The organism is Paenibacillus phyllosphaerae, from assembly GCF_014192105.1.
In the GTDB taxonomy this organism is placed as follows: Bacteria; Bacillota; Bacilli; order Paenibacillales; family Paenibacillaceae; genus Paenibacillus_Z; species Paenibacillus_Z phyllosphaerae.
In genome coordinates this window covers 24,682-42,271 of the sequence record NZ_JACHXK010000005.1, presented here as the reverse complement: position 1 = coordinate 42,271, position 17,590 = coordinate 24,682, and the positions used below count along the sequence as shown (strand labels likewise).

9 protein-coding genes are annotated in these 17,590 nt (G+C 51.5%); all 9 read left to right on the top strand.

The window, feature by feature from the left end:
• Positions 1–7: 7 nt before the first annotated feature.
• The 9 genes from FHS18_RS12660 to FHS18_RS12620 all read left to right on the top strand — a co-directional run bounded on the left by FHS18_RS12660 (position 8) and on the right by FHS18_RS12620 (position 17,333).
• Complete coding sequence (locus FHS18_RS12660; RefSeq protein ID WP_183600436.1) at positions 8–2,113, top strand: DUF5693 family protein; 2,106 nt, start codon at positions 8–10, stop codon at positions 2,111–2,113.
• Positions 2,068–3,270 carry a polysaccharide pyruvyl transferase CsaB gene (gene csaB, locus FHS18_RS12655; protein WP_183600435.1) on the top strand — a complete coding sequence of 401 codons (1,203 nt, stop codon included), beginning with the start codon at positions 2,068–2,070 and terminating at the stop codon, positions 3,268–3,270. Before FHS18_RS12660 ends, csaB begins: the two co-directional genes overlap by 46 nt.
• A gap of 56 nt (positions 3,271–3,326) precedes the next feature.
• Positions 3,327–4,073 (top strand): WecB/TagA/CpsF family glycosyltransferase, encoded by a 747-nt coding sequence (locus tag FHS18_RS12650; RefSeq protein ID WP_183600803.1) that lies wholly within the window; start codon positions 3,327–3,329, stop codon positions 4,071–4,073.
• Positions 4,074–4,291: 218 nt separating this feature from the next.
• Positions 4,292–5,425 (top strand): glycosyltransferase family 4 protein, encoded by a 1,134-nt coding sequence (locus FHS18_RS12645; protein ID WP_183600434.1) that lies wholly within the window; start codon positions 4,292–4,294, stop codon positions 5,423–5,425.
• A gap of 308 nt (positions 5,426–5,733) precedes the next feature.
• Complete coding sequence (locus FHS18_RS35155) at positions 5,734–9,966, top strand: S-layer homology domain-containing protein (RefSeq protein ID WP_183600433.1); 4,233 nt, start codon at positions 5,734–5,736, stop codon at positions 9,964–9,966.
• Between the two features lie 667 nt (positions 9,967–10,633).
• Positions 10,634–13,594: an S-layer homology domain-containing protein gene (locus tag FHS18_RS12635; RefSeq protein ID WP_183600432.1), complete on the top strand. Its 2,961-nt coding sequence runs from the start codon at positions 10,634–10,636 to the stop codon at positions 13,592–13,594.
• A gap of 121 nt (positions 13,595–13,715) precedes the next feature.
• Positions 13,716–16,223, top strand: a complete 2,508-nt coding sequence (locus FHS18_RS12630; RefSeq protein WP_183600431.1) for a hypothetical protein — start codon at positions 13,716–13,718, stop codon at positions 16,221–16,223.
• Between the two features lie 31 nt (positions 16,224–16,254).
• Positions 16,255–16,797 carry a hypothetical protein gene (locus FHS18_RS12625; protein WP_183600430.1) on the top strand — a complete coding sequence of 181 codons (543 nt, stop codon included), beginning with the start codon at positions 16,255–16,257 and terminating at the stop codon, positions 16,795–16,797.
• A gap of 248 nt (positions 16,798–17,045) precedes the next feature.
• Complete coding sequence (locus FHS18_RS12620; protein WP_183600429.1) at positions 17,046–17,333, top strand: alpha/beta-type small acid-soluble spore protein; 288 nt, start codon at positions 17,046–17,048, stop codon at positions 17,331–17,333.
• Positions 17,334–17,590 lie beyond the last annotated feature (257 nt).

The window sequence follows — 17,590 nt, the reverse complement described above, 5'->3', positions numbered from 1 at the left end:
GGAAGGCGTGCAACAATCGTGGCAGCAGTGGAATCGTAGAGCACGCGCGTTAATGTGGGTGCTGACGCTCGCAGGCGTCCTGGCGGCTTTGCCGCTAGGCGCGGCGCGCTGGCAGATGGAAGATACGGCAGAGAAAGTCGAATTCGTCTTCGATTACCGGGATTTGGTTCAGGTAGCGTCGTACCAGGCGCATCCGAAAGCTTTTATTGAAGAACAGCTGGGCAATATGAAAGAAGCGGGCGTAACGTCGATGGCGGTCTTCGAGACCTCCCTCGAAGAGATGGTCTGGTCGGACCGCTTGGCCGTGTATAACTCCGCGGCTGCGGCAGAGCTTGCGGACAAGCCGGCTCCGCTGGACGAGAACTACACGTACCTGCTCTTTACTGGAGCGGAGGAGGAAGCGGCGCTTCGTCCCATGATCGAGCAAACGTTCGAGGCTTGGGAGATCGCCGTTCGGCCATGGTCTTTTGGCGGCCGCTCGGGGCTTGTGCTGGAAACCCCGGTAGAGAATGCGATGCTCAAGCCGATGAATCCGGACCCGATCGCCCTGCAATCGATTCACGCAGCGGGCTTCAGTATTGTGCCTCGCCTGTCGGATCGAATTCCGTATAATCAACAAATGGTGGACAAGCAGCTCGCGGAATACCAGCAGCTTGGCGTCCGCCGAATCCTGTTCGATGGCGATGCGGTGAAAGGCTACGCGGATAATGCCGAGAAGAAGAGCCTGGAGAGCTTCGCGGCTCTGCTGAACAAATACGACATCGGCGTCTCCGCAATCGAGGCGCCGATCGCCAAAGGGCAAAAAGGCATGAATTCGCTCGCGTATTTGACGCATTATAATCTTGTGAGGTTGTATTCGCTCTCGGACGCCGACGCGTCCGCGATGTCGCCGGAAGCGATTGCAGACCGGTTCCATCTCGCGGCCAAAGACCGCAATATCCGCATGTTCTACCTGAACACGGCGCCGATGCGCAGCAGCGCGAAGTCGGCCGTAGTCAACTCGCTGGATAATCTCTATGATGCGCTGAGCGGCGAAGGCGAAGCGATCAAGAAACTGAATGACCGCGGCTTCGAGATTGGCCAAGCCGAGCAATTCGATTACGAGACGCCGCCAACGTGGCACAAGGCGCTCAAAGCGCTGTTATGTCTGGGAGCGATCGCGTTAATTACGCTGCTCGTCAATGCGTTTATTCCAGCCAGTATCATTCCGGTGTTCGTTCTCGGACTGATCGGCAGCGCAGGCTTGCACGTCTTGTCCAAGTCGACGCTCGAACAAGGGCTCGCGCTCGGTGCTTCGATCAGCGCGCCGACGCTTGCGATTATTTGGGCGATCGGGCGGGTCAAAGCGCATACGACCGGTAATCTTCGCCCTGTCGGCGGCGCTTCGGAAGGCAAAGGAATTGGTGGGCTGAATTGGTTCTTCCCTGGCCTCAGCGCCGGTCGGAGACTGACGATGGCACTGTCCATCTTCGTCATGACGTCGGTTATGTCCTTGCTGGGCATCCCTTATGTCTTCGGACTTCTGAACAACATGACGTACTCGCTCGTGCTTGAGCAGTTCCGCGGCGTAAGCCTGCTACACTTGGCGCCGATCGCGCTGTCCGCTCTGTACGTGTTCCTCTTTACGAGCGGCACGCTGATCGGGAATATCCGCAAGCTGCTTCAGATGCAGATTACGGTATTGTGGGTCGTCGTGGCGGCTGTGCTCGGCGTGGCCGGCATGTACTATCTGTCGCGTACCGGCAATGCCGGAGAAGCCTCGACATTCGAGCTGCTGATGCGCAATGTGCTGGAGACGACTTTCGGCGTCCGCCCTCGGACGAAGGAGTTCATGCTCTCGCATCCTTTATTCTTATTCGGGCTTTTCCTTGCGCTTCGCTATCGCGCGGCGTGGGTATTCTTTATCGTAGGATCGATCGGTCAACTGTCGATGGTTGATACGTTCGCACATATCCATACACCGCTGCACATCTCGCTTATCCGAATCCTACTCGGTCTTGTGCTCGGCGCGATTATCGGTCTTGTCATGATTGGCGTGTGGCAGGTACTGGAAGGGGTTTGGCGGAAATGGCTTCAGCGCTTCGTACCGGCAATCAGACAAAACCTGAAGTAAGGCGCGTTGTTATCTCCGGCTATTACGGCTTCCGGAACAGCGGCGACGAGGCGGTGCTCAAATCGATCCTGTTCGCCTTGGCGGAAGAAGGCAAGGCGCAGGGCGTTACGATCGAGCCGATCGTCCTGTCGATCGATCCGGCCTGGACAACGCAGATGTACGGCGTGAAGGCGGCCCATCGGATGCGTCTACGCGAAGTCATCGGTGCGATCCGCGCAAGCGACGGACTCATCAGCGGCGGCGGCAGCTTGCTGCAGGATGCGACCGGCGCGCTGACGATTCCTTATTACACGGGCGTCATCAAGCTCGCCCAGCTGCTGCGTAAGCCGACGTTCATCTACGCCCAAGGCATTGGGCCGGTGAACCGCCGGTGGATGGATCCGCTCATTCGCGGCGTCATGAAGCGCAGCGCGTATGTGTCGGTGCGTGACGCCGAATCCGCCGCTTTGCTCGGGCGGCTCGGCGTGAGCTCGGACCGGATCGACATTGTGCCCGATCCGGTCATGGGGCTGCCGCTGCCGCAGGATGGCGCGGCAGCGAGCGGTGCCGGAGCCGCCGCAGCTGGTGCGGCTCCGCAGGATGGCGCGCAGGCGCCGGTCGTAGGCGTATCTTTGCGCCATTGGCGCAAAGATGAAGCCGACCTGGCTCGCGCGGCGGACGCGCTTGGCGCGCTGGCCCGCAGCCGGGCGGTGCGGCTGCGGTTCCTTCCGTTCCACACCCCCTCCGACCAAGAGACTTCGAAGTGGGTGATGGAACGGCTGGGCGAGCTCGGCCCGGGCAGCAGCGCCGAGCTCGTGGATGCCGGCGACGACCCCCAGCGAATGCTGCTGGAGGTCAGCAAGTGCGACATGCTCTTCGGGATGAGGCTGCATGCGCTCATCTATGCGGCGAACCAATCGGTGCCGATGCTCGGTCTGTCCTATGACCCGAAGATCGATCAGTTCCTGAAGCGTCTCGGCCTTACGGCGATCGGCACGACCGAAGCGCTCGATCCCGAAGCTTTTTCGAAGGCGGCGGCGGCGTTGATCGACCAACCGGAGACCTGGCTTGCGGCACACCGCGCGGCCATTGAACAACTTAAGCAAGAAGCACGGATACCGGCGAAACAAATTGTCGGCCTGCTTCGTCATACTAATAGAGGTGAACGCCCAAAATGAGCCAGTCCACGACGCTGCGGCCAACAGAAGCTGCAGCAAGCGCCCAATCAGCGCCGATGAATGTGCCTACGGTACGGATTTACGGCATCGAATTCTCTAAGCTGAATATGAAGGATACGATACGCCAGCTGATGCAGCGGATCGAGAAGCGCCAGCTTACGCATATCATCACTGGCAATCCGATCATGGTCATGGCGGCGCTGGAGAGCCCGGTATTCGACCAAGCGATGCGCAGCGCGGAGCTCGTCGTGCCGGATGGAACAGGCGTCGTGTGGGCTGCGTCCCGTGTCGGCCATCCCGTAGCAGAGCGTGTCGCAGGCTACGACCTGATGCATGAGCTGTTCCGGCTCGGCCAGGAACGCGGATGGCGGGTGTTCCTGCTTGGCAGCTCGCAGGATGTTATTGAGGCGACGGCAAAGCGGGTAAGTGAACAATATCCGGGGCTTATCATCGCGGGCTATCGCAATGGCTATTTCGGCGCCGATCAAGATGCGGAGGTTGTGGCTGAGGTCCATGCTGCGCAAGCGGACTTGTTGTTCGTTGCCCGGTCGGTCGACACGCAGGAGCCTTGGATCGCGAAGCATAAGCAAGCGCTTGGCGTTCCGATTATGATGGGCGTCGGCGGCAGTTTCGACGTTATTGCCGGCGTCGTGAAGCGTGCGCCCAAGCTGTTCCAGCGGCTTCGGCTCGAGTGGTTTTACCGGCTCATGAAGCAGCCGACGCGCGCGGCTCGCATGCTTGTATTGCCGAAATTTGCCCTCAAAGTGATGCGCGATAAAGAGAAAGTGCTAAAATACCACTAAGTAGCGCAGAAAATTGCCGAATTCAGCGAAAATTGCTTGAAAATGAGAGTGGAAGTTCTTTTTCAAACAGCGTATAATTCATTCCGGCGATAGTTCTAAGGCGGATACATCAAATCAATCCCGTACTGTCGCAGGTGTGAGTCGGACACGGCCTGTCCTTATTACATAGACCAGGCGGACGGCGCGATTCGATTTACGAACATGAAAGGGAGATGAAGATGGCTGAAGGCTTTCTTTACGGAATTGGATTTATCGTTTCACTTTGTTTGGCATTACTAGTGACGCCGTTAGTCATCAAGCTCGCTTTCAAGATCGGCGCGATTGACAAGCCGAATCACCGCAAGGTTCATACGAGAATTATGCCGCGATTAGGCGGTCTTGGAATATATGCTGCATTCGTCGGAGGATACTTGGCCATCAAGCCGTTTATACCCGATGGGTTGCTGCGGGCTTACGATGAGAACCTGATTAACGCTTTGATTGCCGGCGGAACGATTATCGTGATCATCGGCGCATTGGACGACCGCTTCGAGCTGTCCGCGAAGGTGAAGCTGCTCGGTCAGATCATTGCAGCCGGCGTTGTCGTACTTGGCTTCGATATTAAGATCAATCTGCTGAACATCCCGTTCGGCGAAGCGATGCAGCCGATTGCGGACTGGATCAGTATCCCGCTTACGATTCTATGGATCGTCGGCGTCACGAACGCGATCAACCTGATCGACGGATTGGACGGCCTGGCAGCAGGCGTATCGGCAATCGCGATCGGTACGATTGCGATCATGGCAGCGATCATGGGCTTCGCGCCAGTTATTCTGCTCAGCACGATTCTGCTCGGCGGCATTATCGGTTTCTTGGCGTACAACTTCCACCCCGCGAAGATATTCATGGGGGATACGGGATCACTGTTCCTCGGCTTCGGCCTTGCGACATTGTCCATGCTCGGCTTTAAGCAGGTAACGATCGTATCGTTCGTTACGCCGCTCCTAATCATCGGCGTGCCGCTGTCGGATACGTTCTTCGCAATCGTACGCCGCTGGATTAATAAGCGTCCGATCTTCGCACCGGACAAAGGCCACTTGCACCATTGCCTGCGTGAGCTTGGCTTCAGCCATCGTCGTACCGTTCTTATCATTTATGCGATCGCGGCATTCTTCGGAGCATGCGCGATTCTGCAATCTACGATTGTCGAGTCGACTGCTGCGAACTGGGTAACCTTCGTCGTCATCCTGGTGCTCGTATTCATCTTACAGATCGGCGCGGAGCTTATCGGCATCGTCGATAAGACACGCCGGCCGGTACTCAACTTCCTGCAGCGTGTGCTGATGCGCACCGAACAGCAGCGTTCCAAATAATCGAACCCGACACCCTTTGGCTAGGAACTTCCTTAACGGGAAGCCCTAAACCGAAGGGTGTTTTTGCGTGCGATCGAATCAACTTTTTTGCATGCGAAACGCTCACTTTTACTTGAAAAACAAGCATTCAGCGAATCATGCACGTAAAATCGTGCCATTTCGATTTAGCCTAAACTTTTCAGAGTCTATCGCCGATAGAAAGTATATAACATCTTATGCAGGTTAGGTCATCGGCTGCAGATCCTAGAGGTTTCGACTAGGTATGCCGCATCGGCCATAGATCTGAACGCAAGAGAAGGAGGCAGACTGTGATTAAGAAATTAGGCTTATGGCTGATGCTTGTCAGCCTGTTCGTCCAGTTGGTGCCGGCAGGCACCATCCAGACAGCGACCGCGGCATCAGGCAGCTTCAACTTCCCGGGCGAGAGCGCATCCGCGACTTCGCCGCGTGTCGTCACGACCGAGCGCGTCACACTGACGGGTACGGTGAGCAACGTCGACACATCGACCATTTCGTATAGTGTCTTGCAGATTATTAATAATAAGACCGAGAACTCGCGTGAGGACCTTACGAGTAACATCTACGTAACGGACAATGCGATCACGATCTACAACGTTCAGCTGTTCCCGGGCTTGAACAAAATCACGTTCACGGGCATGCGGAACGGCGGTGAAGTGAGTAACTCGATCTATATCGAATACCGCAACTCGCCAATGCTTTATAACTTGACGGCTAATCTGGACGGCAACAGCTTCCCGATTACCGAAGTAGGTACAACCGTTGTCCAATCGACCGCTTCGAAGGGCAAAACGACGGCGAATATCAGCATTACCGGTAATGCGCCGAATGCGACGGGCGTAACGATCGTCGTCAACGGCAGCAGTAAGACGTATACCGTCAATACCGCGAACAATAACAGTTTTGCCGCTTCACCGATTGTTTTGAATGAAGGTCAGAATACGATTACCTTCAAAATCTCCAACGGTACGCAGGTTTCGACCTCGACCAGAACCGTAGCCTTCTATAATGGTTCCGTTTCTTTTATCGATGTGCGGGTGGAAGAATGGGAAGACGCAAGTGCAGATCGGACGGTTAGTTCTACGGCGACCCCGAGTGACACGGCAGATCTGAGCACGTCTCCTACGCTAGTAGCCAAAGAAACCTCCAAATTCACGGTTTACGGTAAAGTCATCGTGCCTAACAGCTATCATGCCGATGTGGAAGGCGGACAAGCTACGCCGCATCCGGATTTCGCGGCAGCGGGCCTCGAAGGCTTTGAAGTTGCCGTGCGTAATACGACTCAGAAGATCGACCTGAACGGCATCTCCATTCAGGATTCCAATATTCGTGTGACAGGCACGCCGACGGAGAATGCGGCTTTCTTCATTTACGAGTATCGTTTTGAACTTCCGAACGTAGGGAATACGGCGGCATCGAATTTGATCTTCAATAACAAATTCACCGTTCAGCTGACTGCGTTGAATGAAGTGAATGTTTACTTGGGCGCGACGCCTGAGAGCGAGACGAGCACGGATTTATATTTCACCCTGCATGATGCGGATGAAGCTTATGTGAAAGCAGTCAATTATCTGCCAGGCTACTCAGGCGGACTTTCTTACAAAACGATTGGCGGCGTCACGCTGGACGGCGCAAGTTTGTACGGGTTGCCGCTTGCTGTTGAAGTGCTTGTCGGCAATACGACGGAATTCAATAAGGAAGTCGTTGTATCCGAAATCCGGAATGCTTACGGTAGCAAAACAGAGATCAAGGAATCTGATTATACGGTTCTCACCTATGATGATCCTGCCAACGACAGGGTTGTCAATATCGATGGCGTAGAGTATCAGCGCGTTATTCTCGTATTTGACAAAATGCCATATGAAGGAACGCAGACCATTACGCTCAAGATTGATGATGCGGCTTCTTCCACGACTACAGCTACATTTACGATGCTGTACGGCCCGTATGTGCAGTTCGATAGCATTTATGATGGCATGGCGGTCTATGACGATACGACGCAGCTGACAAGCAAGCGTAAAGAGTACATCATTGACACCGTGCTCAAGCAGTTCAAAGGCGAGATGTACAATATTAATGATACGGATGAGATTCGTTACACTTCGAGCAAGACAGAGGGTACGCGTACAATCTTCTTCTACGTGAACAACGTCCTTATCCCGCTTGTACCTTACGACGAGGACGGAAATGATGTGGACCCGCATTCGACGGTGTTCCAGATCGATGCCGACACGAAGATCACTTCGACGGATGCGAATAACAATACCGTAACGACGTATTATACCGATATGGCCTTCGAGTCGTTATTCAGCGGCGAGAATACCATCAAGTTCGTGTTCCAAGGTACGAAGAACTACTATGAAAAATCGGTCAAGTTCAACATCATTCCGACCAACTTACCGGAGATCCCGCTTGCTGGCTCGACGGTATATCCGTTCACGTATTCCACGGATAACGAGAACGACTTTATCGTTCCGAATGCCAACGATACGAACTTTACGCTGACGAACGGTATCTATACGACCAAAGAATCGTTCATGAACATCTATGGTACGTTCGACTTCTTGGACCTTGGCCAATCGAGCACAGGCGACCCGGATGTCATAGACGAGAAGATGGAGAATCTGGAAGACAACGATATTGTCTTCACGGACTATATTCTCAAAGTGACTGGAACGTCTTTGACAAGCGAACTGGAGTGGAATCTGTCCAAACCGTTCCAAATCGTGAATAACGGTTCCTTCGTGCGTAACTATCCGGAAGGTTCGACGATCGACAGCAATCTGATCGTACGTTACGATTTGTCCAATCAAACCTTCTCCTTCATCGTGAAGAAGCAGGAGCTGAATGCGGACGGCAGTTCGAGCGCTTATGTATTTAACGTGTACAACAGCGGTACGTCAGGTCCGAAAGCGAGCTATCGCCTAGAAGTCGATCCGACGGTGCTCCCATACAAGGTTCTCCGTCCATACCTGCCGGCAGAATCTATTGTGAACAAGAACTTCGTTGAAGTCGTTATTAACGCAAAAGGCGCAGACTCGGTCGTCATCAACAAAGTCACGGCAACCAAGTCGGGTTATGACTACAACAACGACGGCGATACAACCGATGATGTAGACTATCCAGGTGCATTCCGTGCGACCATCACAGGACTTAAATCCGGTGCGAACAAAATCACGTACACCATCACGAATGCCAGTGATACGGTTTCTGATTCGTTTACCATTACGTATCAGCCGACCAACATTCCTGGCGCGCAATATATGGAAGAGATGAAGAGCTCGCACAAAGTATTCGATGGCTCGGTCGCGTTGACGTTCCCGAAAGGAACATCGCTCATCCGTAATGATCCGGACGTGCCGGCCAACCTGAAGAACCAAGTATTCTCCGGGCACAAACTGCTCTTCGGCATTGCCAACTCCGAGGACGGGGTAGTAGACCGTCGTGAGTATGACAACGTGCCCGCCGACTTTGACTTGATCTTGCAGAACTACGGAACACGTTTCCGGGTATCGTTCCCGACTCGTTTCGGTAAAGCAAGCCCGGTATATTGGATTGATGCGGGTCTGGCCGATAATCTGACGACGATGGCGTATGATCCAGTAACATCCGGTGTAGATCCTTATCAATACCCGAACAACAAGCTCGGACCGAACGGTACAACCATCCCGACTTATGATGAGCGGTCCGAAGACCTAGAGCTTGTTGCTTCCAAGCGTGGAACATTGACTCTTACGTTTGATCCGAACATTCGTGAGACTGTAGGCACGACAGTCACGGTCTTCCACTATGACGTGAACAACAAGTATTGGGTCAACATGGGTGGTACCGTTGATACGAAGAAGAACACGATAACCGTACCATTCGAGCAATTCGGTTATTATGTTGTCGGCAAAATGACGTATTCCTTCACAGACGCGTCAAATCATCCGTATGCGCGCAACTACCTGGAAGCAATGTTCTCCAAAGGCATTATGAATGCTTCTAGCTACGACGACTTCGGCGTAGATATGTATACGACACGCGGTGAATTCGCCAAGATGATCATCGATGCCATGCAGATCGAACTGAACTACGATCTTGATAACCCGAGCTTCGATGACGTGGCTCCGATTATCAACCCGGATGCCCTGTGGGATTATCGTTATATTGAGACGGCTGCACGTCTAGGTATTATTCGTGGTACGCAGCCGAAGACGTTCGAGCCGAACAACAGCTTGACGCGCGGCGAGGCTACGGTTATTTTAGCCCGTGCGCTTGAATTGAAGCTCGACACGGATGCGACCAAGATTGCTGCAGCGCTTCAGAAGCAGTTCAAGGATTATGCGAATATCAGTTATTATGCAAGAGCCTCTGTACTCGCGATTGCCAAGAAGGGCTATATTCAAGGCTCACCGGTGGATTCCGCTGACCTGACCAAAGGATATGTATTCGAATCGCAGTCCTATCTGCTGCGTTCCGATGCAGCCATTATCACTGGTAAAGTGATGGCGGATCTCAAGAAGCTTCCGAAGTTGAACTAATCCAATACGGCAGAAGCAGCGACGAACGGCAAATTGCCAGTTCCCGCTGCTTCTTTTTTAAAATTGAGGAATTTATAAGTTTCACGATTATAAATCACTCTCAATTTCTCCGGAATGAACCGCGCTACGCCATTCAAAGACGGCGTTAGCCGGTTCACCTTGTTGGCAGAGATGCGAGAGTTGTCCTCTTATGGGAAGTGTTTTGTGATGACGCGGCTCAGGTAAACAAGCTATACTAGGCGATGTGGCGGGGTAAACGAGCAACAACCTAGGGTAAACGAGCACCTTAGATGGACAAGTTCATAGAGATAGAAAAAGTTTTTAAAAGTTTTTTCGCAACACCGCAACTTTTTGAGATAGGCTGCGTTTAATTACATGTGAACACCACGAAACGACAATGAGGCGGTAGCAAGATGAGAGATTTTGGAACGAAGTTTCCTAAAATCTACTTTACCTAGGAATATCGCCATTGTATAATGTTGAGGTGTGTAGTTCCCTAGTAGTTTTACATTTTTCACCTGTTTACTAGTTTCTGCGACAGTCTCCGACATGGATCGGCTGCTTGCTCGTAGACATCATTTTATGGGAAGCAAGGCTTACGTTCTTGAACGGAAGCTGAAGCTCTCGAAACAAAGTGAAAGATATTCGAGGAGGAGACAAAAAGGTTATGAAAAAAAGTTTATCCGCAATCCTAGCAACTTCTATGGCTTTCTCGATGTTCGCATCCGCAGCATTCGCAGCTGACGCAACAACGACGCTTGACACAGAAGGTAAATTCCAAGCAATGAAAACAGCAGGTATCTTCCAAGGCTACCCAGATGGTCAATCCCACCTGGAAGCGAACATGACTCGTGCAGAGTTCGCTAAAGCTCTTGCAGCACTGCTGAACCTGACTGGTAACGCTACTGCAGCAGCTTCTTTCACTGACGTACCAGCTAACCACTGGGCAATCGGCGAAATCGGCGCACTGGCTGAGAAGAAAATTCTCGAAGGTATCGGCGCTGGCAAATTCGGTCCTAAACTGAACGTTACGCTTGAGCAAGTTGCTAAGATCGTTGTAACTGCAATGGGTCTTACTCCTAAAGCTGACGCAACAGTTGAAGGCAAAACAAGCGCATGGGCTACTGGCTATGTAGCAGCAGCTGTTGAAGCTGGTCTGATCCCTGCTTCCGCTGACTACACGAAGCTTGCTACTCGTGGCGACCTCGTTGACGCATCGTTCGTTGTTTACGAGAAAACACAAACTTCCGTGAAGAGCACGAAAGTTGTTGACTCCAAAAACATCGAAGTTACGTTCACTGACGGTGGCGTAGTTAAAAAAGAACTTACGGACGCTCTGCAAGTCGGCGTAGCGACTAAAGTATCCGTTGAATACAAAGGCGTAACTTATGAAGTTGAAGTTAAACTCGAAGCAATCACGGCTACAGCTAAGCTGACTGGCGCTGACAAACTCGAGCTGACTTTCAACCAAGCAGTTGACACAGCTAAAGCTGTAATCACTGTTAAGAACGCTAACGGCAACACTGTTAACCAAACAGCAGCTTTCAACGCTGACAAGAACGTTGCGACTCTTGAGTTCGCTTCTTCCCTGCTTGAAGGTTCGTACACTGTTTCCGTAACAGGTCTGCAAGAAGCTGCGATCACAGCTACTTTCACAGCTGAAGACGAGAAAGTTGCTAAAATCGAGTTCACTTCCGACAAAGCGGTTCTCATTCGTGGTTATGACGAAGACGATGCAACTTACACTGTAGGTTACAAAGTCTTGAACCAATACGGTGAAGATGTTACTTCTGACTACGAAGACCAACTGACATTTACTGTTGGCCGTGGTAGCAACAGCAAAGTCTCTGCTGAAGACGGTGTTCTGACTGTTCCAGAAGCTGGCGTGTTGAACCTCAATGACAAAATTGCTGTATCGGTTCTTGATGTAGAGTCCAGCACATTCGCAAACACAGTTCTGACTGTCGTTTCGCCAGCACGTGTTGCTGAAATCTCCATCGATAAACTGTACAACGAAGATGGCGATACTCTGACAGCTGGCGATGACGCTGCTGAGTACTTCCTGATCGTAACAGCTAAAGACCAATACGGTAACCCAATCAAAGATGCATCTTATGTTAAAGATGACGTAGTTGTATCGGTTTCCAACCAAAACTATGCTAGTGTTGATTATGTAACAGACTCCAACACTAAAGGCGATTTCACAACTGTTGAGATCGACGATGTGGAATATGTTGCACTTGCACTTGCAGGTGACGAAGATGAAGACAATGCGGTTGCTGCTGGTACTTCCAAAGTAACAATCGTATCGACTACAACTGGTAAACTCGCTTCCTTCGACGTAGTTGTTAAAGAAGCGGTTGCAGCTGATTCCGTAACATTCTCTTCCCCAAGCTTCGCAGCAGCAGGTGAAGAGTTCAATGTACCATTCACAGCAGTTGACCAATTCGGCAACGCAATTACTTCTGCTAGCAAACTGAATGCAGCATTCAGCAACATCACTGTTGGTGGTCACGAGCTTGGCGAAGGCGTTGAATTCGTAGCTGACTACGTGAACAACAAAGTGAACCTGACTGTTGACGGTCTCAAAGAAGGTACTTATGTACTGACTGCTGTAACAAAAACAAACAAAGTTATCAACCAAACGATCAAAGTTGGAGAAGCAGCTGTACCAACTGTAATCTCCGGCATTGACTCTGACTTTGCAAAAGTATACGCAGTTGATGCTACAGATACTCTGAGCATCGCTGACGATGTTATCATTCAAGACCAATACGGTCGCACGCTTGATCAAACAGACGACAGCTACCCAGGCTTCGATTGGGCAGATTACACTGTTTCGATCACTGATGGCGGTAACTATGTAAAACGTGATGGCCTCACGTTTGAAGGCGAGAAGAAAGGTAGCCAGAAGTTCACGCTGTCCCTTCTGAATGCTGACCTCACAACTACTGACAAAACAGTTAAAGGCAGCGCATACTCGCTGAATCTTAAAGTTGTTGAGCAAGCTGACATCGCTTCTTACGAAGTAGCTGACCTTGGCAAAATCCTGGCTGTACCAACTGAAGCTGAAACAACTTACGACAAAGACCTTACTGTAAGTGGCGTTCTGGCTGACGGTTCCAAAGTTGCTATTCCTACTTCGTACTATGAAGTTACAACTACTAGCGGCAACGTTGAATTCAATGCAGACGATAGCACAATCGAAGCATTCGGTTATGCAGATGATGCATTCGACGATGGTGATCTGACAGTTAACGTAATCGTTGCTGTTAAGAACACTACTCAAGAGCCGATTACTAAAGCAGTAACAGTATCCGATGACGCTCCTGCACCTGCAACACTTGCGCTTCGTACGCAAGGTGTAGCTACAGAAGAAGGTAGCAACGTTGCTTCCGTTGCTGCAGCTAGCGTTAACAGCGATGCGTTGGTTAAAGCTTTCGCAGCTGACGCTGTTGAAGTAACTGACCAATATGGCGTAGTTATCACGACTTCGCTGAAGAGCGTTGTTTACTCCGGCTTCACTAACGACCACACAATTACAACTGTTGAAGCTGGCGACACATTCAACGTTGTAGCAATCACTTCGAACGGTAAATCCATCACGTTCAAAGTAATCGTAAAATAATAGAGACTAACCTCTCTACGAAACAGGACCGAGAAATCGGTCCTGTTTTTTTTGCCAGTGAAACTTTTTGGGCTACTTTTCGTCTATATCAGTAGAATCTACAAAAAGGACTGATGATGGAATGCGCGTATTGCATCGTGCGGGACTCTCTCTATTAATCGCTTCAACGGCTATCTTGCCATTAACCACGAATCCCTATGAAATTCATGCTGCAACTGCGGTTAAGGCCGCTGCCACTTCGACGACTGTTACGACCTTGAAGGCGTTTAATTTGGGCGGTTCGAGCTCGGCCCGTGTTTCCAACGTTCAGTTTATGTACGGCAGCAATGAGAAAACGGTCTATTTCACCGTTTCGGTCTATAACGGCGGGACCAAGGATCTCGACTTCTCCGACTATTGGCTGGAGCTCTGGACGAAGAGCGGCAGCAAATATACGATCACGATGAATGAGACGGATGCGAAGAAGACGAAAGTTGTCGCGAAGACGACGCAAGAATATCGCTTTACGGCAACCGTGAATGCGAATGTGACCGTAACGGATCTCAAATTCAAGCTGGTGAAGTGGGACTTCAGCCAACCGAACTACACGCGTTCGTTAGGTGAAGTGGCCATCCCGACCAACTACAACCTGACTGTACCGACAGCTACAGGCCGTGTGCTGCGCCTCGATGGCAAGCAGATCAGTACGATCCTGCCACGCGCCCAGTTTGTCGTTATCGGCGGACAATTGGAGAGCTCGCTGACCTACCGCATCACGAACTATAGTAATCAAAGTATTGACCTCTCGACGCTGAATTATTACATTAAGCGCTCGGGCGGCACGATGAACAAGCTTAGCGTCGATTCCGGCAGCGAGACAACCCTTCTGCCAGGCACGAGCAAAGAGCTGCAGCTATATGGTACGCTGCCGATCTCGAAGATTGACCCGAATATGCAGCTGATCGTGACGTCGACGGACGCTACGACGAAGACAGAGATTCCATTCGCCACCTATGCGATGAAACCTGTCGACCAGAACAGTATTTACGTGAAGGCTGGCGCAATCGGCAAACTGACGATTGACGGCATGGCCGTGAATACGAAGATCCGTGATACGTACTACGATCAAGACGGCGATACGCAGTTGGTATCGATGTATCTGAACTATACGAACACGGGCAAATCATCGGTTACGCTGCCAACGTACAGTTACTATGTCATGACGAGCACGGGCGCGCTGTATCCGGCGAAAACTTCGTCGTCTTCGACGGCTGTCGAATTGTCGACGGGCATTGCGAAGGAACAATATCTGCAGTTCGACCTGCCATCGACGGCTAGCACAAGCACGCTGAAGCTGGTGATCCGCAAGACGAGCGAAGAGAACAAGAAGGGTTTCGTAACCGGATTGTTCATGATCCCTGCCAAGTCGGCGAACCAGAATTCGAGCAACACCGCGATTAATTACTACACGAAGCAAGGTATGTTCGAATTTTCGCTTACACGCGGCGAGCGTCTCCCATGGGGCGAGCAGGATTTGATCAATGCGGTGGTTACCGTTCGTAACACGCAGTTAGGTATGAAGTCACTGCCTAACCTGAAAGCGACGCTGCTGCTGAATGGCTATCAGGTGGCCGATGCCAACGTCAAACTGATTAAGACCGATTCGAGCGTCGCGCTGAACGGCGGCGATTACACGAACTATATCATCAGCACGAAAGTGCCTTACACGTATACGTCGAACGATATGACGGTCGTCCTGTCCGAAGTGGATAGCGATGGCGGTACAGGTTCTACGCCGATCGGACGCTTCCAGCTGAGCAGCTCGATGATGGAGCCGCCAACGCTGAAGACAACCGAGACGATGGATATTAAAGAAATCGGTCGCAAGTCGAGCCTCAAGATTAACCAGGTTCATACGTACACGGATGAAGACGAAGATACGAAAGTGCTTTATGCCGAGTTCGATTATTCGAACCTTGAGACACGTCTGGCCAACCTGCCGAATCTTCAAGCTTACTTCAAGACGAAGGACGGCGGTTATATCCAAGGAACATTCCTCAACATCGACGACAAGGTTTCGCCGAGTAAGAAAGGTCTCGTAGCCGTCTCGGCTCAATTCCCGATCGATTACGATCTGACGGATGTAGAATTGTGGATCGGCCAAGGCATTACCGAAGCTGCCTTTACGCCTGCGAAGGGCACGGCTGACGCATTCGTGAATGCGTACAAGTTCACGCTTCCGTTCGAGGATACGACCGTTCAGCAGGAAGCATTCGAGGATCTGGAGATCAACCCGTACACGCTTAGCATGGAGAAATTCTCGCCATCGCTTGAAGATGCCTACAAAATCCGGATCGATTTCGAGTATGATCTCGAAAAATCGACAACTTACGAAAAAGTGGCAGGAACGCATCAGCTTGTTATCGAATTACAGGATGGAGACAACAAGTACGAGCAAGTACTGAATATCGATGGAAGCAATTCGGAGCTGAAGCTTGGCGAAGATATTGACTCTTCGGTCGCATTCGAAGATTCGAAACTGTCGGGAATCATTTTCCGGGCATTCACGATCAATGTATATGATTCCTTTAATGGACATAAAAAACTGCTCGCGACCAAGAAGCTCAATACGGCCATGACGAACGGCTAAACGTACGTTATCGGAGGTGCAGCAGGACGTTTTGAGAACGCAATTCAAAGTAGTGACGATCGCAGGAGTGCTCATTGCAGGAATCCTGTCAGGGGCGATGTTGAGCAATAGGCTGGAGGCCGATGGAGAGACGATTACCCCTGGATCGATCGAAGATCCGGTGGTGACGAAGAGCTATGTCGATCAGAAGCTGGCGGCTTTATCCGGATCAGGGTCAAGCGGCGGTTCTACGGGAGGCAGCAGCTCAGGCGGCCAAACGGATGAAGGCGGCTCAACCGCGTCGCAACAGTTCGAAGTGGTCACCGTACCGGTAGGCAAACGAATAGTTTCGCTGAACAGTGCCGAGTTTGTCATTCGTTCCGGTAAGGCGCTGGTATTCAGTGGCGACACGAGCGGGTTATCGGATCTAACCGATGGCGCTGAGATTAAGCACGGCGGTAAGGTGTCGAATGATCACCTCATGCTATCCGCTCGCGGCGGTCGCGGTATTCAAGTTTCCCCGGAGCAGACGAGCGGCAGCATCGTTGTCCTGGTACGCGGGCAATACGCGATTCAAGATCAACCGTCCTCATAACCTTCATTAAAGACACGACGCAAGAACCCGTGATGGAGCATACTCCATGCGGGTTCTTGTTCGTTTGGACAACGATATGAACAAGGGTGCTGCATTAAGGTTTGCGTCATCCGGAACATACGGAGTACGAATATGCGTATCATGACAGGGGTAGCTATTTTTGCCCGTGCTGACAAGAAGTTAGCGGCTTCGAATTCCTCCTCAGCGCGCACACTAGTCATACAACATTCGAGGAGGTGCTTGAAGAAATGGCTAGACGTCGAAGCAACATCGTGGTTGTACCGGAGTGTAAGGCAGCGCTCAATCAGATGAAGTATGAAATCGCGGCAGAACTGGGATTGACGGCAGGTGCGGTGACCCCGGACCGGCTCGGAATGACGGAGTTCGCAGCCGATGATTTTGGAACGATCGGCGAGTCGAACGACCCGGCCAGCGTGCCATGGTCCCGCCTGGCAACCCGAGATGTTGGATATATTGGCGGCTCCATTACGCGCCGGCTTGTCGAGCAGGCGGAACGAGTATTGAACGGGCTGTGAAGACCCGCCGCAGCCATTGACACAAAGCGACATCTTCGGTATCATACTGTTTTAGAGAGTTGACTAGCGACCTTTTCCAACCGGAAAAGGTTGATTTTTTGAAATATAAGAAAGTTTATATTTCTCCGGAGTGAAGCGCGCTCCGCCACCATTGACGGCTCAGCCGATTCACCTTGGACGCGAAATACTCACCATGAATCATGCATGAGCGAAGAACGTCTCTATTGTAACCTAGCGCCTGCATGAACTATTCTTCA